Origin of the sequence: Onishia taeanensis (assembly GCF_900100755.1) — a bacterium.
GTDB classification, from domain to species: Bacteria; Pseudomonadota; Gammaproteobacteria; order Pseudomonadales; family Halomonadaceae; genus Onishia; species Onishia taeanensis.
Genome location: NZ_FNCI01000002.1, coordinates 181,612 through 201,258, shown reverse-complemented (window position 1 = coordinate 201,258; position 19,647 = coordinate 181,612). Strand labels below are relative to the sequence as shown.

At 59.6% G+C, this 19,647-nt stretch carries 15 protein-coding genes and 1 pseudogene; 7 read left to right on the top strand and 9 right to left on the bottom strand.

The window, feature by feature from the left end:
- The first annotated feature begins 247 nt into the window (after positions 1–247).
- Both BLR71_RS03420 and BLR71_RS03415 read left to right on the top strand, forming a co-directional pair.
- Complete coding sequence (locus BLR71_RS03420; RefSeq protein ID WP_092523145.1) at positions 248–1,138, top strand: pseudouridine synthase; 891 nt, start codon at positions 248–250, stop codon at positions 1,136–1,138.
- 57 nt (positions 1,139–1,195) lie between these two features.
- Positions 1,196–1,378 (top strand): hypothetical protein, encoded by a 183-nt coding sequence (locus BLR71_RS03415; protein ID WP_092523143.1) that lies wholly within the window; start codon positions 1,196–1,198, stop codon positions 1,376–1,378.
- Between the two features lie 141 nt (positions 1,379–1,519).
- Here BLR71_RS03415 and BLR71_RS03410 read toward each other — a convergent pair whose 3' ends face one another.
- The 8 genes from BLR71_RS03410 to BLR71_RS03375 form a co-directional block, all read right to left on the bottom strand.
- Positions 1,520–3,532 carry an AAA family ATPase gene (locus tag BLR71_RS03410; protein ID WP_092523141.1) on the bottom strand — a complete coding sequence of 671 codons (2,013 nt, stop codon included), beginning with the start codon at positions 3,530–3,532 and terminating at the stop codon, positions 1,520–1,522.
- Positions 3,523–4,044 (bottom strand): helix-turn-helix domain-containing protein, encoded by a 522-nt coding sequence (locus tag BLR71_RS03405; RefSeq protein ID WP_217629310.1) that lies wholly within the window; start codon positions 4,042–4,044, stop codon positions 3,523–3,525. The genes BLR71_RS03410 and BLR71_RS03405 overlap by 10 nt, the downstream gene beginning before the upstream one ends.
- Before the next feature lie 68 nt (positions 4,045–4,112).
- Positions 4,113–5,273 carry a hypothetical protein gene (locus tag BLR71_RS03400; RefSeq protein ID WP_217629309.1) on the bottom strand — a complete coding sequence of 387 codons (1,161 nt, stop codon included), beginning with the start codon at positions 5,271–5,273 and terminating at the stop codon, positions 4,113–4,115.
- A 585-nt stretch (positions 5,274–5,858) separates the two neighbouring features.
- Positions 5,859–7,436, bottom strand: a complete 1,578-nt coding sequence (gene guaA / locus BLR71_RS03395) for a glutamine-hydrolyzing GMP synthase (protein ID WP_092523139.1) — start codon at positions 7,434–7,436, stop codon at positions 5,859–5,861.
- A 143-nt stretch (positions 7,437–7,579) separates the two neighbouring features.
- On the bottom strand, positions 7,580–9,049 hold the full coding sequence (gene guaB / locus BLR71_RS03390) for an IMP dehydrogenase (protein WP_092523137.1): 1,470 nt from the start codon (positions 9,047–9,049) through the stop codon (positions 7,580–7,582).
- An 84-nt stretch (positions 9,050–9,133) separates the two neighbouring features.
- Positions 9,134–10,213, bottom strand: coding sequence for an ABC transporter substrate-binding protein (locus BLR71_RS03385; RefSeq protein ID WP_092523135.1), 1,080 nt, complete (start codon positions 10,211–10,213; stop codon positions 9,134–9,136).
- Positions 10,210–11,661, bottom strand: coding sequence for a sensor histidine kinase (locus BLR71_RS03380; protein ID WP_092523133.1), 1,452 nt, complete (start codon positions 11,659–11,661; stop codon positions 10,210–10,212). The genes BLR71_RS03385 and BLR71_RS03380 overlap by 4 nt, the downstream gene beginning before the upstream one ends.
- On the bottom strand, positions 11,658–12,386 hold the full coding sequence (locus BLR71_RS03375; RefSeq protein WP_092523131.1) for a response regulator: 729 nt from the start codon (positions 12,384–12,386) through the stop codon (positions 11,658–11,660). The genes BLR71_RS03380 and BLR71_RS03375 overlap by 4 nt, the downstream gene beginning before the upstream one ends.
- A 155-nt stretch (positions 12,387–12,541) precedes the next feature.
- On the opposite strand from BLR71_RS03375, the gene BLR71_RS03370 reads away from it, so the two are divergent.
- The 5 genes and pseudogenes from BLR71_RS03370 to xseA form a co-directional block, all read left to right on the top strand.
- A complete protein-coding gene (locus tag BLR71_RS03370; RefSeq protein ID WP_092523129.1) occupies positions 12,542–13,522 on the top strand; it encodes a Bug family tripartite tricarboxylate transporter substrate binding protein in 981 nt (326 codons plus the stop codon).
- Positions 13,519–13,980 (top strand): tripartite tricarboxylate transporter TctB family protein, encoded by a 462-nt coding sequence (locus BLR71_RS03365; protein ID WP_092523127.1) that lies wholly within the window; start codon positions 13,519–13,521, stop codon positions 13,978–13,980. The genes BLR71_RS03370 and BLR71_RS03365 overlap by 4 nt, the downstream gene beginning before the upstream one ends.
- 12 nt (positions 13,981–13,992) lie before the next feature.
- Complete coding sequence (locus BLR71_RS03360) at positions 13,993–15,507, top strand: tripartite tricarboxylate transporter permease (RefSeq protein ID WP_092523125.1); 1,515 nt, start codon at positions 13,993–13,995, stop codon at positions 15,505–15,507.
- 99 nt (positions 15,508–15,606) lie between these two features.
- On the top strand, positions 15,607–16,674 hold the full coding sequence (locus BLR71_RS03355; RefSeq protein WP_245696325.1) for an AbrB family transcriptional regulator: 1,068 nt from the start codon (positions 15,607–15,609) through the stop codon (positions 16,672–16,674).
- Positions 16,675–16,805: 131 nt separating this feature from the next.
- Positions 16,806–18,143: pseudogene (gene xseA / locus BLR71_RS03350) on the top strand (exodeoxyribonuclease VII large subunit); the annotation flags it as partial.
- A gap of 77 nt (positions 18,144–18,220) precedes the next feature.
- Here xseA and glrR read toward each other — a convergent pair.
- Positions 18,221–19,615, bottom strand: coding sequence for a two-component system response regulator GlrR (gene glrR, locus BLR71_RS03345; RefSeq protein ID WP_281241749.1), 1,395 nt, complete (start codon positions 19,613–19,615; stop codon positions 18,221–18,223).
- Positions 19,616–19,647: the final 32 nt, after the last annotated feature.

Sequence of the window (19,647 nt, the reverse complement as noted above, 5' to 3'; positions counted from 1 at the left end):
AGAATAGCCGGACGCGCAGACGCGAGGCAAAAAACAACCCGCCGTTGGCCGGGTTCGGGGAGATTCACCACATGGCGGCAAGGGCGTCCGGCTCGAGCCCCGCCGCCAGCAGATTGGCCGCATCACTCAGCCCTATCATGCCAAGCCCGACAGGAATTCCTCTCTCAGTTACACTAGGCGACCGCCGTTAGGGTGAGGCTTTCTCTCTCTTGTTCATCCAGCCCCTTCCCGACCAGTGATGCATTACATGTCCATTTCCGCACGCCCTTCGAAGCTGAGCCTGCCTCAGGTCAATCCCGGTGTGTCGACGGTGCTGGAGTATCTGCTGCTCAAGTTTCCGGCCATCGGTGAGGCGACGTGGCGTGAGCGCATGGCCACCGGCAAGGTCCATCGCGATGACGGCTCATGGATTACGCCGGCCTCGCCCTTCAAGCCACATCTACGCGTGTTCTATTACCGCGAAGTGGCAAGCGAGCCGAGCATTCCCTTCGCAGAGAAGATCCTCTATCGAGATGAGCACATTCTGGTGGCCTACAAACCGCACTTTCTGCCCGTTACGCCCGGCGGGCGCTACGTGAACGAGTGTCTGCAACAGCGCCTGCGCAAAAGCACGGGAATCGAGACGCTGCAGGCGGTGCATCGTCTGGATCGAGTCACGGCAGGACTGGTGCTGTGCTCCCTCAATCCCGAGACCCGCGGGCTATATCACCAGTTGTTCAAGTCACGACATATCCACAAGACCTATCAGGCCATCGCCGAGATAGACGGTGACAAGTCATTGGTGGGCCAGCAATGGGACGTAAAGAATCGCATCGAGCCAAGCGAGCAGCGCTTTCGCATGCGGGTCAGCGAGGGCGACGCCAACAGCCATTCGGTGATTCGCTGCGTGCAGCAGACCGACACCCAGGCGCTGTTCGAACTGCACCCCGTCAGCGGGCGCCGCCACCAGTTGCGCCTGCACATGCAGTCACTCGGCTGGCCGATTTTGAATGACCGCTACTACCCAGTGCTGCAGCCGCTCTCCCCGGACGACTACACGCGCCCCTTGCAGCTGCTCTCCAAGGGCTTCGAGTTCATTGACCCCGTGACAAATGAGCCCAGGCGCATTGAATACGATGGCGACCTGGAGCTTAAATAGCCCGGCGCCCAGGTCAACCGTTTCTCCGGCCCCAAACTCACCTTCGCCATCAGTCTGATGTTGGGAGTCTCGCTGATCGCGCTACCGCGGCTGCTGAGAACCGGCCTCTGGGTGGTGCGCGCCGACCTCGGTGAATGGACCCTGTACGCCACCGTATCCGTCCTGATCATGGCGGCCCACCTGCCGCCGGTGGCGCGGCGCCTCCCCAGATTTCGTCAGCGACTCGCAGGCATCCGTTAATTGGGGTCTGTCCCCGATTTCTCCTGCCGATCTCGGAGAGTGGACCCTGTACGCCACCGCATCCGCCCTGATCATGGCGACCCGCTTGCCGCCGGTGGCTCGAGGACTTACTGGATTTCGTCAGCGACTCACAGGCATCCGTTAATTAGGGCCTGTCCCCGATGGTTTCTCCTTCAAAAGCATGTGCTCCTTCTGCTTCCTATCTGGCATAAATAGCACACGACTGCCTTTCAGTGAATCTGGGTACTTATTTATTCCTGTTGAAATAATAACCTGGAAATCAACCCCATATTCTTTTAAGTCTTCAAGCTGCCCAATACAGTTTTGTAAATAGTCTAACTCAATCCCGGCAGTTTCAGGCGTATCAATCAGCAGAAAGCGAGGGAATGTCACCGATCTATCAGACAACGACAAATGCATCAGAGTAACAAAGTACATCAATCTAATTGAAACAAGCGCGCTGGTTTCCCGATAAAGACCATCATTGATCGAAGGCAAATAGTTATCAAGCGTGATCTTTGCTGACCTACAATCAGGCAAGGTGTTCTTGATCAGCTCATCATATTTCTTACTGAAAGCATTAACTTTTGAGGCAACATCCTGCTGAGCTTTAATCTCAAGACCTTTCCTTTTTAGTTCGGCATCTTTTGCTTTGGAGCCAACCAAATCAAAGTCTTTTTGAAAACGCTCCAACTTTGACTCAACTTCTAACAATTGATTTAAATTCGCAACATCCTCTCTGAGCTGCAATATTTTATCGTCAATATCATTTAAGCTTTCTATATCGACAATCTCATCCACTCGCTCAAGCATTCCCTGTAGCTTTTCACGCAACAGCACCGATTTTTTCTCTACCAGTTCGATTTCTTTCTTTGTTTCTTGAACCTCAGAGTCGCAATCGTCGTATGCGGCTTTAATTGTTGACAGCGTCTTAAGCTTTGACTTTAAAATATCTTTATATTCTTTTGACGTGTAGAAAAACCTCTCATATTGCTCTTCTTCAATCGAAGCACCACAAACACAATGACCTTCCACACGATCAACATGATTTAAGCAGTATGGACAAGTATCTGATGTAAATATATTCAACTGATCGTGAGAAAAAATGACTTTTTCAATACGCCTGATTTCTGAAGCAGCTTCACTTCTAACTACGTTTAATTTGTAACGCTCATCTAGATTAGAAACCAAACTTCCTTTCAATCGACTTAATCTGAGCTCACATTCAATTAATTCTTTCTTGCACGACTCAATATCTTGATTGATAGTATTCGACCCAGACCTATTACGCTTAAACATCTTTCTTTCATCATGCAGGTTGTCAATCTGCTTTTCTTTATCTGATATTTCTTTCTGCAAGAAACTGACGTTTTTAGTCTCGCCATTTTTCCGCATTTTATCGGCTAACAGCGTGTATTCATTCACAACCTCTTTAGCTAAACTTTTCTCTCTCGAGAGCTTTTTTTCCTCGACAATAGAGTCGTAGTAATCAGAATAAGCTTTACCAACCAATAGTTCGAAAATAGCTTTTCTAACCAACTCAGAATCAGAAACATATGTTGAATTAGTATCTGGCTTTTTATAAATACCCTCGGGGTTCGGCTGTTGATCATGATAAATCAAACGCATCAAATCTGACATGTTGATCTTAAACGTGTTGTATCCATGAAAAAGCTCAACCACTGATATTCCCAACTTCCCAAGAATCCAGTCAGAAAAAACATATGCAGCATCTTTGCTTCTATTAACAGGATATATTTCAACCTCATCTTCCGAAAGAACAAACCTCACCTGTTCTTCAAGCAAGCCTTCATTATCTTCTGAGCATTTTTTATCAACTTCCCGCCTATAGGGAATTACAGTTATTTCATTATCGCCAAAGTAGCGCCTTAGTATATAACTCTCATCATTGATCGATATATAAAGATCGACATAGTTATCGCTATCTGAAGTAATTTCATCGTGACGCTTATCGTTATTTTTTCTAAATATAGGAACTTCACCACCTAATGCAAAATAAATCAAGTTGCAAAAAGTGCTTTTCCCTGTTCCATTATCACCTTCAATTAAGATGATATTCTTATCGAACTCTTCAGATTCGAAATAATACTTATCCCCCTCATACACAAGCTTATTAACTCGCATCAGACCCATGTGCGAACTCCATTCTCAACGTAAATTTTTTTTAACATGGTATCCAGGGTTAACGTCGCTAGCCTACCTACTTTCTTTGATACGTCTTTTATATTCTTAAATTCTGAATCGAAAACATTGCTGCCAAAAAAGTCATCAGGAAGACCTCCCTTAGTCAAAGTCACATCAATCTCTTGAGCTTTACCTCTGATTAGACTTACATAACCTCTCTTCTCAAGAACAAACAACAACTTAAGAATTTCACTCCTTCTAGTTAATCCGCTTGAATAGCTATCAAGCAAATACTCAAAATCTTTAGGGTTTAGCTTTTCTCCTGAAGAATGAGAAATCACATAAACTTTATTATCATCACTGATAACGTCAGTTAAAAACGCCAGCTTTCTATAGTCTCTAAAATACTTACAATCTCGGCAGCCTAAAAAATCCAAAATCACGAAAATGGAATAGCAGTAAAGATAAAAATCTTCACCACTTAGATACATTAGCCTTTTCTTTGTGCTTACGTCACTCATCACCATACTCATCAAAAGCTAAAAAGCAGCCGTCAAACAAATTCCAAACAATCCCCTCTATTGTTTTATCATTGGATAATCGTATATTTATAATCGGCCTTTAACTTAGAAACATCTTCGACCGCTTTCGACACAAGTATATTAAGAACCGCATCTAAATCGCCTCCATTTTCAGGAGCCACATATTCACTACTTGAAAAATATTCTTCACAGGCTTCAAAAACACGATATTTCAAAGATAAAAAAGACTTGTCTGCTTCATGCTCCTCATACTTCGAACCACTTGCTTTCCTTGCTAACTGCCTAATTCTACGATCTGGAATATCCTCTATCACTGAAAGAACCTTTTCTTTCAAATTGCGCTTGTCGGTCACATCATTTTTCAACTCAGAAATATAGCGCCATGTAGGATCTATACTTTCATCAGGGATTTGTGACTCTGCTTCTTTGAAAATTAATTTTACATCTGAACTGTGAACCATTTTATCAACTAAATTATCACTACTTTGCCTTTCACTCAACTTATCCATCAGCAAGCAAAATATTATATTTTCTTTTCCTATGTGTGCATTATTGTGAATGGGTGAACTTTCAATATCTTTTAAAACCGTCTTCTTGAGCGCATCCTCATTTTCCTGACCGAAATGCCACGAGATCTTTCTCAAAAACTCCTTAAACCTTCCGACATTTATACTTCGAAGCGTTTCCAAGTTTCCTGATTTGGATTTTCCTTCATACTGAGATGCGTACTCTTCAACGAGAATGTCCTTTACTAAACTAACCGTTTCATCTGAAGCATCATCTAAAGACTGAAGAGCTTTTAAAACCGGCTCTTCTGGCAAAGTTATTTGCTCACCACTTTTGAGCTTGGACTTCCTTTCCTTTCCAAATTCTCTCGTTGTATAAAACCCCAAATAGACATTGTCACTGGTACGAAATTGGTCCACATATATGTCAAAAAAGCTGACCAGCGTATTAGTAACAGGGTGGCTAAAAATCGTGAAATTACCTTTCAGATCATAATTTTTGTCTTCTTCGAAGTAATTAACAACTTCACCATCGACGATAGTCTGATGAGAAACATCTTCAAAGTTCTCAACCGCAGTGAAAAATACTGTGTTTGCATCCTGATTAATCGTCTTCAGCATTAGCTTTATCGCCCTTATGAGCTGTAACCTAAAGCCTTTACCAGAGTCCCCAGCCTCCCTATCGATAGTCTCTGCTTTCATATAAAAGTATCGCCTCGATTAAATTTGGCCAATGTACGCGATCGCTCTTTAAAAGTTAACAGGCACTAGATAGCCGGCGCGTTTATCCACTTGAACGCGCCGGCACGTTCATTCGTGTTATGCCGCACTCTTGGGCACACCCTACTATAGGATTCTACTATAAATCGATTATAACCAAGCGTAATAAAAACAAACATCGTTCGACGGCATAACACGGATAGGGCTATCCGCTAGGGCATGGGGTAACTCTTATGGGGCCGGAAGCTACCCTCTGCTTCAACGTCGAGGATCACACATCTTGCAACTCGCCCATTGACGCCCTTCCGGCGGCCAGGGGCCCGAGCCAAGCGATTTACTCACAGAAAAAACACGCTGCCGCCCGGGGATCACATCCTTTCCCTGCGACTCCTGTAGCGTTGTTGTCTCCTGCTCCGTTCTATCGGCCACCGCCTCGGCCGCTGAATCCCAGTTAATCTTAGCTTGGTCACGTTCTGCAACAAAAAAGCCTGCCGATAACGGCAGGCTTTCATATGACGCGGGTAATGCGGCGGAGCTAGGCGGCGCTTATCCGCCCTGCCCTGGCTATCACTCCCACTCGATCGTCGCGGGCGGCTTGCTGCTCACATCGTAGGTCACGCGGGAAACGCCTTCCAGCTCGTTGATGATGCGGTTGGAAACCTTCTCCAGCAGCTCATACGGCAGGTGCGCCCAGCGGGCGGTCATGAAGTCGATGGTCTCGACGGCGCGCAGGGCGATCACCCACTCGTAGCGGCGACCGTCGCCGACCACGCCCACGGACTTCACCGGAAGGAAGACGGCGAAGGCCTGGCTGGTCTTGTGGTACCAGCCGGCGTTGTACAGCTCTTCGATGAAGATGGCATCCGCTTCACGCAGAATGTCGGCGTATTCCTTCTTCACTTCGCCGAGAATGCGCACGCCCAGGCCCGGCCCCGGGAAGGGGTGACGATAGACCATGTCGTAGGGCAGGCCGAGCTCGACGCCGAGCTTGCGCACTTCGTCCTTGAACAGCTCGCGCAGCGGCTCGACGAGCTTGAGCTTCATGGTCTCGGGCAGGCCACCGACATTGTGGTGCGACTTAATCACGTGCGCCTTGCCGGTCTTGCTGGCGGCGGACTCGATCACGTCCGGGTAGATGGTGCCCTGGGCCAGGAAATCGACGCCTTCGATCTTGGCGGCCTCGGTATCGAAGACATCGATGAAGGTGTTGCCGATGATCTTGCGCTTGGCTTCCGGGTCGTTGACGCCTTCGAGCTTGCCGAGGAACAGGTCTTCGGCATCGACGCGAATCACCTTGACGCCCATGTGCTGGCCGAAGGTCTCCATCACCTGGTCGCCTTCCGCCTTGCGCAGCAGGCCGTTATCGACGAACACGCAGGTCAGCTGATCGCCGATGGCCTTGTGCAGCAGAGCGGCGACCACGGAGGAGTCGACGCCACCGGACAGGCCGAGCAGCACGTGGCGGTCGCCGACCTGATCACGCACACGGGCGACCTGATCTTCGATGATCTGGGCCGGGGTCCACAGGCGCTCGGACTGGCAGATATCCAGCACGAAGTGCTCGAGGATGCGCTGGCCCTGCAGGGTGTGGGTCACCTCGGGGTGGAACTGCACGCCGAAGAAGCGCTTCTCTTCCCAGCTCATGGCGGCGATCGGGCAGCTCGGAGTAGAGGCGGTCACGGTGAAGGTGTCCGGCACTTCGGCAACCTTGTCACCGTGGCTCATCCACACGTCGAGCAGGCTCTTGCCGCTGTCGTGGTCGATATGATCCGAGATGTTCTTGAACAGCGCGGTTTCGGCGTCCAGGCGAATCTGGGCGTAGCCGAACTCGCGCTTGTTGGAACCGGCCACCTTGCCGCCGAGCTGCTCGGCCATGGTCTGCATGCCGTAGCAGATGCCGAGCACCGGCAGGCCCATCTCGAACACGCACTGCGGCGCGCGGGGCGAGTCGAGCTCGGTGACGGACTCTGGGCCACCGGCGAGGATGATGCCGTTGGGGTTGTACTCGCGAATCTCGTCTTCGGTGATATCGAAGGCGCGTACTTCGGAGTACACGCCGATCTCGCGCACGCGGCGGGCGATCAGCTGGGTGTACTGGGAGCCGAAGTCGAGGATCAGGATCTTGTGGGCGTGAATATCGGTCATGAAGAAAACATCTCTGTGAGGCCGCAAGCCAGTCCAAAAGCTCGCTGGTCAAGAAACCGAGTCTGGGTCCCGGGTCAGTCAACCAGCGGGTCAAAAAACGAACGGCGGGGATAAGCCCCGCCGCCGTCTAGCGCATGCTGTGATCAGCTAGCCCGATAGTTCGGGGCTTCCTTGGTGATCTGCACGTCGTGGACGTGAGACTCATTGAAGCCGGCGCCGGTGATCTGCACGAATTCCGGCTTGGTGCGCATCTCGAGAACGCTGCGGCAGCCGGTGTAGCCCATGGAGGCGCGCAGGCCGCCCATCAGCTGGTGAACGATGGCGCTCATCATGCCCTTGTAGGGCACGCGGCCTTCGATGCCTTCCGGTACCAGCTTCTCGGCGCCTTCGGACTTGTCCTGGAAGTAGCGGTCGGCAGAGCCCTGGGTCTGAGACATGGCGCCCATGGAGCCCATGCCACGGTAAGCCTTGTAGGTACGGCCCTGGTAGAGCTCGACTTCGCCCGGCGCTTCTTCGGTACCGGCCAGCAGGCCACCTATCATCACGCAGCTAGCGCCAGCGGCGATGGCCTTGGACAGGTCACCGGAGTAGCGCACGCCGCCATCGGCGATCAGCGGGATGTCGTAGGGCTTGAGCGCCTCGGCGACGTTGGCGACCGCACTGATCTGCGGCACGCCGACGCCGGCCACGATGCGGGTGGTGCAGATCGAGCCGGGGCCGATGCCGACCTTGACGGCGTCTGCGCCGGCTTCAGCCAGCGCGATAGCCGCATCAGCGGTGGCGATGTTGCCACCGATCACCTGTACCTCGGGGAAGTGTTCCTTGACCCAAGCGACGCGGTCGATCACGCCCTTGGAGTGCCCGTGGGCGGTGTCGACGACGATGGCATCGACGCCGGCTTCGACCAGTGCGGTGATGCGGTCCGGGGTCTCCGGGCCGGTGCCGACAGCAGCGCCGACCAGCAGGCGGCCGTCGCTGTCCTTGGCGGCGCTCGGGTAGGTGCGCGCCTTCTCGATGTCGCGCACGGTGACCAGGCCACGCAGGTGGAATTCGTCATCGACGATCAGGATCTTCTCGATGCGGTTTTCCTGCAGCTTGATCTTGATCTGCTCGAGCGGCGTGCCGACCGGTACGGTGACCAGCTTCTCGCGCGGCGTCATGATCGCTTCGACGCTGTCGCTGTGATCCGGCTGGAAACGCATGTCACGACCGGTGACGATACCGACCAGTGATTCGCCCTCGACCACCGGGAAGCCGGAGTAGCCGTACTCGTCGGCCATCGCCAGCAGGTCGGTGAGCTTGGCCTGGGGGCTAACGGTCACCGGATCTTTGACGATCACGCTCTCGTGCTTCTTGACCTTACGCACCTCGGCCGCTTGGCCGGCGATGGTCATGCTCTTGTGGATGATGCCGATGCCGCCTTCCTGCGCCATGGCGATGGCCAGGCGGGCTTCGGTCACGGTATCCATGGCAGACGAGCAGAGCGGGATGTTCAGTTCGAGATTGCGGGTCAGGCGGGATTTGAGGCTGACGTCCTTGGGGAGGACATCCGAGTAGCCGGGAACGAGTAATACGTCATCGAACGTAAGAGCTTCTTGCGCCATACGTAACATATCGGCAACACCCAATGTTGAGCAGATGGAGGATGTGGTGAGGGGAAGTTAATCGACCATTATAACGCCGAGCCCCACCTTCCATCAATCCGAGTCCTGGATGAAAACCTGTTCGTCGGCTGCCGGCCGTGGGTGTTCGAACTCGCGGCGCCAGCGCGCCAGGAAGGCATCGCGGCGCTGAGGGTCGACGAACGCCAGCAGCGAGGCGTTGAGAGGAATCGGATAGAGACGATCGCCCACCTGATCGCGCAGCCGGGCCGCCGTATAGGGGCCGACGATGTCGGGCCGGACGCTGAACAGCGGGGTCTGGCCGGCCAGCACCCGCTGGCCTTCCCGGCCGAGCAGGAAATCGACGAAGGCGGCGGCCGCTGCCGGATGCGGGGCGTCGCGGTGGATGAAGGCCATGCGCATCATCACCAGCGAATAATCCTGCGGCACCTGCACGATCACCTCGGGGTGCTCCTGCGCCCAAACCATCGCGTAGGAGCCCAGCAAGTTGTAGCCGAGCCAATAGCGCCCGTCGCTCAGGCCCTCGAGCATGGTCCGGGTGTTGCCTTCTAGCTGGGCGTTCACCCGCCCCATGCCGGCGACCAGGTCCCAGAAGCGCGGCGTATAGCGGGCATCCTGCTGGAACAGCGAGAAGCCCACACCGCTCTTAAGCGGTGAGTAGGTAGTCACTTTGCCCTGCAGCTGCGCCGTTTCGGTGGTCAGCAGGGTATGCAGGTCGGCATGGGTTTGCGGCGGCATCATCTGCTTCGACAGATCGAGCCGGTAGGCCATGACGATGGGTTCGAAGGTGAAGCCGAATACCTCGTTGCGCCACTTGGCCCAAGCCGGCCAGTTGCGCGCCGCCGGAGAATCCAGCCGCTGCGCGTAGCCTTCGTTGACGCGAGCCATCTGCCAGGGCATCGCCGAACTGATGACCACGTCCGGCGCGGGGTCTGCCTCGCTGACCAGCGCATCGACGGTGAGCGTCGAGCGATCATGGAATTCCAGGTCGATCTCGGGATGCGCACTGCGAAAGGCCTCGAGCAAGGGCTCCACGACTTCAATATCCAGCGCCGCTTCGACCACCAGCGGTGTAGCCTGGGCACGAGCGGACAGCGCCAGCGCGCAAAGCGGCACTAGCAGCATCCAGGCGAAACGGTGGCGATGCAGGGTCATGGCGGCGTCTCTCTTGTCGCGCCCGGCTCACCAGGGCGGCTGGCGTCGTGGTCACTTGGGGGGTCAATAAGGGGCAAGTGCAGCGTCACGATCAGGCCGTGGGGGCTGCGCTCGCTCAACGATAGCCGCCCACCCAACTGGCGGGCGATGGAGTCGACGATGGCAAGCCCCAGCCCAGAGCCATCGGTATCCTGGCGGCCGCCGCGCTCGAAGGGCTGCAATAGTCGCTCGCGGGCCTCGAAGGGCACGCCGGGGCCATCGTCCTCGACGTAGAGGCTAACCGTGTCGCGGTGTCGGGAAAGCCCCAGGGTGATCTCGCTGCCCGCCTTGGTGTAGCGCAGGGCGTTATCGATCAGGTTACCCAGCAGCTCGCGAATCGCCCAGCCGTCGGCGCGCACCCAGAGCGGCCCGCCGGGCAGCTCGGCGAGGCCCAGGTCATGGTCGCGCGCCACCTCGCGCCCGGCCCAGTCGAGCACGCATTCGCGCAGCACGGCGACGATATCCAGCGGGGTGACCTTACCTTCTTCACCGATATGACGCAGCCGGGCCAGGCTCAATAGCTGGCTTGCCAGACGGCTGGTGCGGTCGGCCCCATCGTGCACCGCCAGCAGCGCGGCCTGCCAGTCGGCGGGGTCTTGGCTCTTGAGCGCCAGCTCACTGGTGCTCTTGAGTCCGGCCAAGGGCGTCTTGAGCTGGTGGCTAGCATCGGCGGTGAAACGCAGTAGCGCTTCGCGGCTGTGGCGCTGGCGGGCGAAAAGATGATCCAGCGTCTGCGCCAGTTCGCGCATTTCCTCCGGCACCCGGGCGTCCAGCGGGCCCATGTCGTCGGCATCTCGGTGGCGCAGTTGGCGACGCAGCCGACGCATGGGGCCCAGCGCCACCCGCAGGGCCATCGCCATCAGAATGCCCGCCAGCAGCACCATGGCCAGGAAGCGGGAAAGGGTGCGCTCGAAGAGCTCATCGCCGAGCGCCTGGCGCCCGGCGCGGGTATGCCCGACCCAGACCTGCACCGGTTCCTGGGACACCCAGCCCGCCGAGTCATACTCGCGGCCGTATAGCCGCCAGGAGGTGTCGTCGAAAGCGGTCGTCAGCGTCCAGGGGGCGTCGGCCACCTGTGCGCGCCATTCAGGCTTAATGGTGAACGGCATATTGGTCGAGACCGGCTGGCCGTCGGCATCGAGCACCGCATAGAAGACTCGCTCCTGGTGGCGGGTGGCCAGGATCTGCAGCGCCGCCGCCGGTATTTCCACCAGCGGTTCGCCACCTTGCCACTGCACGGCCTCGGCGATGGTCAGGGCGGCGGCCTCGAGCTGGCTGTCGAAGGCGCGCTCGGCGGCCCGGTGGGTGCTCGACCAGGCCTCGATCATCAGCAGCGCCCCGAGGCCCGTCACGGTCAACAACAGCCATACCGCCAAACGCCGCTTGAGCGAGCCGGCTACCTCGATCACGCCGTTTCGTCCTCTCGACCCTGTTCTCGACCCTCTTCACGCCCCTGTTCCCGGCCTTGCGCCTGGTCCTCTTCCAGGCGATAGCCCAGACCGCGAAAGGTACGGATCTTCAGGCCAGTGTTCTGCAGGCGCTTGCGCAGCCGGCTGACATAGACCTCGAGGGCATTGGAGCCGACCTCGTCGAAGCCGAACAGCCGACGCTCGAGGGTTTCTCGCGGAGCAATGCTGCCGGCATGCAGCAAGAGCCCTTCCATCAACAATAGCTCACGGCGCGGCAGCGCCATCGGCGTGTCGTCCAAGGCGGCGGTGCCGGTGGCCGGGTCGAACGAGAGCCGTGAGAAGCGCAGCCGGTTGTCGCTGCGCTGCTGGCTGCGCCGAAGCAGGGCGCGCACCCGGGCCTCGAGCTCGGCGAGCGAGAACGGCTTGGCCAGGTAGTCGTCGGCGCCCAGGTCCAGCCCGCTGACCCGGTCATCGACGCCATCCCGGGCGGTGAGAATCAGCACCGGGGTGGTGTCGCCCCGATCCCGCAGGGCCGCCAACAGATCCAGGCCGTCGCCATCGGGCAGGCCGAGGTCGAGCAGGATCAGATCGAAGCGATCATGGCGCAGCGCGGCCTGAGCTTCGGCGTAGGTGCGAAACACCTCGACCGTGTTGCCCAGCGGTTGCAGGGCGTGTTCCAGGGAGCGGGCGATCAGCGGATCGTCCTCGATGACCAGCAGGCGCATACGACCAATGTCTCAGGGGGTGACAGGGAAAGTGACAGGTTGATGAAAGGTGGCAGGCATAGCATCGCGCTGGCCATCACAAAACAGGGTGGCATCACCAAAGCAAGCCGGCGGCTGGTCATCAGCCGCTTATAACAAGAGAACAGGAGATCGCCATGAAGATCAATACAGCCATTCGCCACGCCTCGGGCATTGCCCTGCTGGGCGGCGCATTGCTCGCGGGTCAGGTTCAGGCCGCCGGCGAAAGCGAATGCATCGCCCCGGCCAAGCCCGGCGGTGGCTACGACCTCACCTGTCGCCTGGCCGCCAATGGTCTGCTCGAAACCGGGCTGATCGATGAGCCGATGATGGTGACCTACATGCCCGGTGGCATCGGCGCGGTGGCCTATAACCACGTCAACGGCGTGCGCACCGATGATCCGAACCTGATCGTCGCTGCCAGCACCGGCGCCGCCGTCAACCTGGCGCTTGGCAAGTTCGGCCAGTACGACGCCGACGAGGTTCGCTGGCTGGGCGCCCTGGGCGTCGACTATGGCGCCATCGTGGTCAATGCCGACGCCCCCTGGCAGTCCCTCGATGAACTGATGGCCGACCTCAAGGACAATCCGGGCGAGATCGCCTTCGGCGCCGGCGGCACCGTGGGTAGCCAGGACTGGATGAAGGCCGCGCTGACCGCCAAGTCCGGCGACATCAACCCGCGCGATCTGCGCTACGTGGCCTTCGAAGGCGGCGGTGAAGCGCTGGCGGCACTGCTTGGCGATCACATTCAGGTCTTCACCGGCGATCTCTCCGAGCTCAAGTCACAGCTCGAGAGCGGCAAGATTCGCGTGCTGGCGGCGCTGTCCGAAGAGCGCATGGGCGGACCCTACGCCGATATTCCCACCGCTATGGAGCAAGGCTACGACGTCGAGTGGCCGATCTGGCGCGGCTATTACATGGGCCCTGAGGTCGACGACGAGGCCTACTACACCTGGGTTCAGCGCCTCACCGAACTGTCCGAGTCCGAGAAGTTCGCCGAGCTTCGCCAGGCGCGCGGCCTCTTCCCGATGTCTCGCTTCGGGAATGAATTCGACAGCTATGTGAAAGACCAGGTCGCCGACTTCAAGAGCCTGGCCGAGGAAGTGGGACTGAAATGAGCAATATCCAAAAGCCGGTCGCTGACCGGCTCTTGGGGATCGTCTTGATCGGCCTGGCGGCGTTCGTCGCCGTCCAGGCCATTCAACTGGACGTCCCCTTCAGCTATGAACCCGTGGGCCCCAAGGCCTTCCCCCTGGGGCTCTCCATTTTGCTTGCCGGCCTGTCGCTGGTGCTGATTTTCAAACCCGGCGCCGACGGCCACTGGCCGAACCGTGCGCTGTCGATCCGGCTTCTGGTGGTACTGGGGCTGCTGCTGGTCTACGCCCTGCTGTTCACTCGCCTTGGCTTCGTGCCCACCTCGGTGCTGGTGGTCGCCGCGCTGGCACGGCTGTTCGATGCCACCTGGACCAAGGCCTTGATCACCGGTGTGCTGATGTCGGCATGCAGCTATGTGCTGTTCACCGAAGGCCTGGGTATCGGCCTGCCTACCGGCACCTGGCTTGCCGCTATTACCTAGAGGAATGCCACCATGTTCGACTTCCTGATCCAGGGCTTCGGCGTCGCGCTGACGCCCCTCAACCTGGGCCTGGCCTTCCTCGGCGCGCTGCTCGGCACCCTTTTCGGGGCATTGCCGGGCATCGGGCCGATCAACGGCATCGCTATTCTGATGCCACTGGCCTATACCTTGGGCCTGCCGGCCGAATCCGCTCTGATCCTGCTGGCCGGCATCTATACCGGCTCCGAGTATGGCGGCCGCATGTCGAGCATTCTGCTCAACGTGCCCGGCGATGCTGGTGCGGTCATGACCACGCTCGACGGCCACCCGCTGGCCAAGAAAGGCCTTGCCGGCCCCGCACTGGGCCTGTCAGCGGTCAGTTCCTTTATCGGCGCGACCATCGCCATCATCGGCCTGACGCTGTTCGCGCCGCTACTCGCCGAAGTGGCGGTGATGTTCGGCCCCGCCGAGTTCTTCGCGCTGATGGTCTTTGCCTTCTCGTCGATGTCGGTGATGATGGGCAAGGATCCGGTCAAAACCGCCATCGGCGCGGTGCTGGGCGTGCTGCTGGCCACCGTGGGCGTGGACTCCGGCACCGGCGTGATGCGCTACACCTTCGGTATGCCAGAGCTCTATGACGGCATCGATTTCGTGGTAATGATCATCGGCCTGTTCGCGATCAGCGAGATCCTGCTGATGCTCGAGCATGCCAATCGCAAGAACGCCGACGACGAGATACCGCCACTGGGCCGCGTCTTCGTCAGTCTCAAGGAAGTGCTCTACTGCAAGGGCGCCATCTGGCGTTCAGGGGTGCTCGGTTTCATCATCGGCATACTGCCGGGGACCGGCGCCTCGGTGGCGGGTGCGGTGTCCTATACCACCGAGAAGCGCCTTTCCGACAAGGACGGCACCTTCGGCAAGGGCGATATGCGCGGCCTGGCGGCCCCGGAGGCGGCCAACAACGCCTCGGCGGCGGGCTCCTTCGTGCCGATGCTGACGCTGGGCATTCCGGGTTCCGGCACCACCGCCGTGCTGCTCGGCGCGCTGATGCTCTACAACATCACACCGGGCCCGATGATGTTCACCGAACGTCCCGAAGTGGCCGGCGGCCTGATCGCCTCGCTGTATATCGGTAACATCGTGCTGCTGGCGCTCAACCTGCCGCTGGCTGGGGTGTTCGCGCGGGTGCTGACCATACCCCGCTGGGTGCTGGTGCCGGCCATCGCCATCCTGGCCTTCGTCGGCGTCTATCAGCTGCACTCGGATCTGACCGCCATCTATCTGATGCTGATCATCGGTGTGTTTGGCTATCTGCTGCGCAAGCTGGGCTTCTCGCTGGCGCCGGTCATTCTCGGCTATGTGCTGGGCGGGCTGATGGAGCAGAACCTGCGCCGGGCGCTATCGATCAGCGGCGGCGATATCGATATCCTCTGGCAGTCGGGCATTTCGCTTGGCCTATGGATCGCCGCGGCGGCATTGCTGGTGCTGCCCTGGCTAGTGCCCAAGCTATTGTCCAAAAAGCCGCGCGAGGAACCCCAGCAAGACTGAGTCATTCCGTATCAGCATCATTGTGGGTCATCGCTCGCGTTTCATCGGGCCCCGCTTATCCCGGCGGGGCCTGACACCATGACAGGAGGTCACCGACGCTTGAATACCCCCCTCACCTCCCGTTTCATCGCCCTGTGCCGCTTTCTGCCCACGCTTGGCCTAGGGCTTGCCGGCGGCGCCATCGCCTTCCAGCTCAACCTACCACTGCCCTGGCTGCTGGGCGCGATGATCGCGACCACCATCGCAAGCCTTGGCGGGGCACGGCTGCGCTCCCCCGGGCGCGGGCGCAAGGGCGTGCTGGTGGTGATCGGGGTCATGCTGGGCTCGGCCTTTCATCAGGGCCTCGAGATCGATGTGGCGGCCTGGAGCGCGAGTCTCGCCATCATGCTGCTGGCCACCGCCGTCATGATGGCCTTCTCGGTGTGGTTCTCGCGCAAGATCGGCGGCTATTCGGTGGAAACGTCTCTCTATGCCGGGGTGCCAGGGGGTGTATCGGCGGTCACCCTGATGGCATTGGAATCCGGTGCCGACCTGCGGGTGGTCGGCATGACCCATGCGGTGCGCATTCTGATCCTGCTGCTGGCCATCCCGCTGGCACTGCCGCTGTTTGGCCATGTCAGCATGCCGGAGAATCGCACCGATATCGCGCACTGGCTGTGGCTCCCGGGGGCGATGGATACCGCCTGGCTAGTCGCGGCGGGGCTTGTCGGCGCCTGGCTGGGCAAGCGCCTGCGACTGCCCAACGCCCTGCTGTTCGGCCCGGCGCTGGCCTCGGCGGCGCTGCACCTTTCCGGGGTAAGCGATGCCGCGGTGCCGCCCACGCTGATCGCCCTGGCCCAGGTGCTGATCGGCGTGTCGGTGGGCGTTCGCTTTACCGGCACCTCGCTTGCCACGGTCGGCCACACCCTGGCGATGGCGGTTATTCAGGCCCTGGGGCTATTGGTCATTGCAGGCCTCGCCGCCTGGGGCGCCCAGCAGTTGGCCGGCATCTCGATTGCCGCCGCGCTGCTCGCCTACATGCCCGGCGGCGCCCCGGAGCTGAGCCTGGTGGCGCTTTCACTGGGCATCGACCCGGCCTTCGTCACCGCCCACCACCTGCTGCGCATCACCCTGTTGGTGCTTTGCCTGCCGCTGTTGCTCAAGCGTCTCGGCCAGACGGTCGCCTAGGGGCGGGAACCGATTGCCTGGCGAACCAGAGCGCCTGACTAGCCGCGACTGACATTGAGCCCCAAAGTGCCAGAGCCAACAGCCGCCGGCATGTTAGGCTGAGCGGCGTTTCGATCAAGGATGCCGCCGCCATGCCACAGGCCGATACCCCGCCCCTTTCCGTCAGCGAACTCAACCGCCGCGCCCGGCTGATGCTGGAGCGCGACTTCGGCGACTGCTGGGTCGAGGGTGAGCTTTCCGGGGTGGCGCGGCCGGCCTCGGGACACGTCTATTTCACCTTGAAGGACGAGCGCGCCCAGCTGAAGTGCGCGCTGTTTCGCAATCGCGCGCGCTTCGTGGGCAGCCCGCTGAACGACGGTGATCGGGTACGCCTGCGCGGCAAGGTGTCGATCTTCGAGCCCCGGGGCGACTATCAGATGATCGTCGAGGCGGTACAGCCGACCGGCCAGGGCGACCTGCTGGCGGCCTTCGAGCGCTTGAAGCATCAGCTCGGCGCCGAGGGAGTGTTTGCCAATGCACGCCCGCTGCCCTGTCCGCCGCGACACCTGCTGGTGCTGACCTCACCGACCGGCGCGGCGATCCGCGATGTCTTGGCGGTGCTTGCCGCTCGCTGGCCGCTTTCCCGGGTCAGCGTGCTGCCGGTGCCGGTACAGGGCAAGGAGGCGGCGCCGGCGATGATTCGGGCGCTGGCGCTGGCTAACCGCGACGCACGCTTCGACCCTGAGCGTGACGCCATTCTGGTGACGCGCGGCGGCGGCAGCCTCGAAGACCTCTGGGCCTTCAACGACGAGCATCTGGCCCGGGCGATCTTCCATTCGCGGCTGCCGGTGCTCTCGGCGGTGGGCCACGAAACCGACGTCACGCTTTCAGACTTCGCCGCCGATGCTCGGTCACCGACGCCTTCGGCGGCGGCGGAACGGCTGGTGCCAGACCAGACGGCCCTGCGCCAGCGGCTCGACAGCGCCCTTTCCCGCCTCGCCCGCGCCCAGCGCAGCCGGCTGGACGCCGAGACCCAGCGCCTGGATCACCTGCGCGCCCGGCTGCGTCATCCCGGTGAGCGGCTCGCCCAGCAGCGCGCGCATCTTGGCCAGCTCGAAGGACGCCTACAGCGCGCCATGCAGTCACGGCTTGTGGAAGCCCGCACCCGCCAGCGACACGCCGGCGCCCGCCTGAAGGCCTTCGACCCGCGCCAGCAGTTGGATAGCGCTCGCCAGCGCCTCGCTCAGGCCGACAACCGGCTCATGGCGGCCCTGCCCCGCCAGCTCGCCGAACATCGCCAGCGGCTGTCGTCGCTGGTCCGGGAACTGCAGGCGGTCAGCCCGCTGGCCGTGCTCGGGCGCGGCTACTCGATTCTAGCCGATGATGAGGGCCGGGTGATCCGGCGCAGTCAGGATACCCAGCCCGGTCAGCAACTGACCGCCCGGCTGGGCGAAGGCAGGCTCAAGGTGGAAGTGAAGCGGCGCTTCAAGTCGGCGCCGGCCCCGGACCAGGCAGCCACTCAAGCCAAGGATCAGGCCAAAGATCCACAGCGCCAGAACGAGGCCGACTAGCTGTCACTCTTGGCCACGGCCTTGAAGCTGCTGGGTTCGAGTTCGTGGCGCCCCAGGAGCTTGTAGAAGTCGGTGCGGTTGCGCCCGGCAATGCGTGCGGCCTGGGTGACGTTGCCTTCGGTGATCTTCAACACCTTGATCAGATAGCCCCGTTCGAAGCTCGCACGGGCGTCATTGAACGACGGCAACGCATTCTCCTCGGCCACCAGCGCCTGGGCGACCAGCGCTTCGGGGATGATCGGCGCGCTGGTCAGCGCCACGCACTGCTCGACCACGTTGACCAACTGACGCACGTTGCCGGGCCAGGACGAAGACGCCAGCAGGTTTAGCGCCTCGGTGGAGAAGCCTTTGACGAAGGGCTTGTGGCGGGCGGCGGCCTGGCTGACCAGGTGCTTGGCCAGCAGCGGCACGTCCTCGGCGCGCTCCTTGAGCGGCGGCAGGCGCAGGTTAACCACGTTGAGGCGATAGTACAGATCCTCCCGGAAGTCGCCCTCATGCATGGCGCGGTCCAGGTCGCGGTGCGTGGCCGAGATGATGCGTACATCGACCGGCACCGAGGTGGTCGAGCCCAGCGGCCGCACCTGGCGCTCCTGCAGTACGCGCAGCAGTTTCACCTGTAGGGAAAGCGGCATGTCGCCGATTTCATCGAGGAACAGGCTGCCACCATCGGCGGCCTGGAAGAGCCCTTCATGCTGGCTGATCGCGCCGGTAAACGCGCCCCTGGCGTGGCCGAACAGCTCGCTTTCCAGCAGTTGTTCGGGCAGCGCGCCGCAGTTGATGGCGACGAACGGCTTGTCGGCGCGCGGGCTGGCATCATGCAGCGCACGCGCCAGCAGCTCCTTGCCGGAGCCCGAGGGGCCACTGACCAGCACGCTGACATCGGCACCGGCCACCATGCGGGCCTGGTCGAGAATACGCTCCATCTGCGGGCTGCGGGTGATGATCGCCGACCGCCAGGCGTCGTCGCCGTCGCTGGCGGCCGGCGCCTGAAGCAGCGCCTCGTCGATCGCCGTGAACAGTTCGTCGCGGTCGACGGGCTTGGTCAGGAAGCTGAACACGCCCTGGCGGGTGGCGCTCACCGCATCGGGGATCGAGCCATGGGCAGTGAGGATGATTACCGGCAGGCCCGGGGCCTGGCGCTGGATTTCCTGAAACAGCGCCAGGCCGTCCATCTCGTCCATGCGCAGATCCGACAGCACCAGGTCCGGGCGTTCGATGGCCAGGCGATCCAGCGCCATGCGGCCGCTGTCGGCGGTGGTAACGTGAAAGCCACGGCTTTCAAGCCGCATGCCCAGAAGCCTTAGCAGGCTGGCGTCGTCGTCGACCAGCAAGATATGGGCGCTGGATTTGTTGCCCTTGAGGGCGCCGGTCAATTGCGCGGCGTCTTTCACGGTGATCTCCCTTCTATTCAGACAAAGCTTGC

Bases quoted from the DNA above. Each gene is read 5' to 3' on its own strand.
- BLR71_RS03370 (WP_092523129.1), top strand. From the start codon at position 12,542: ATGAAGATCAATACAGCCATTCGCCACGCCTCGGGCATTGCCCTGCTG.
- guaB (WP_092523137.1), bottom strand. From the start codon at position 9,049: ATGTTACGTATGGCGCAAGAAGCTCTTACGTTCGATGACGTATTACTC.
- BLR71_RS03405 (WP_217629310.1), bottom strand. From the start codon at position 4,044: ATGAGTGACGTAAGCACAAAGAAAAGGCTAATGTATCTAAGTGGTGAA.
- BLR71_RS03365 (WP_092523127.1), top strand. From the start codon at position 13,519: ATGAGCAATATCCAAAAGCCGGTCGCTGACCGGCTCTTGGGGATCGTC.
- BLR71_RS03375 (WP_092523131.1), bottom strand. From the start codon at position 12,386: ATGCGCCTGCTGGTCATCGAGGACGATCCGCTGATCGCCCGCTCCCTG.
- BLR71_RS03410 (WP_092523141.1), bottom strand. From the start codon at position 3,532: ATGGGTCTGATGCGAGTTAATAAGCTTGTGTATGAGGGGGATAAGTAT.
- BLR71_RS03400 (WP_217629309.1), bottom strand. From the start codon at position 5,273: ATGAAAGCAGAGACTATCGATAGGGAGGCTGGGGACTCTGGTAAAGGC.
- BLR71_RS03420 (WP_092523145.1), top strand. From the start codon at position 248: ATGTCCATTTCCGCACGCCCTTCGAAGCTGAGCCTGCCTCAGGTCAAT.
- BLR71_RS03385 (WP_092523135.1), bottom strand. From the start codon at position 10,213: ATGACCCTGCATCGCCACCGTTTCGCCTGGATGCTGCTAGTGCCGCTT.
- BLR71_RS03360 (WP_092523125.1), top strand. From the start codon at position 13,993: ATGTTCGACTTCCTGATCCAGGGCTTCGGCGTCGCGCTGACGCCCCTC.
- guaA (WP_092523139.1), bottom strand. From the start codon at position 7,436: ATGACCGATATTCACGCCCACAAGATCCTGATCCTCGACTTCGGCTCC.
- BLR71_RS03415 (WP_092523143.1), top strand. From the start codon at position 1,196: ATGTTGGGAGTCTCGCTGATCGCGCTACCGCGGCTGCTGAGAACCGGC.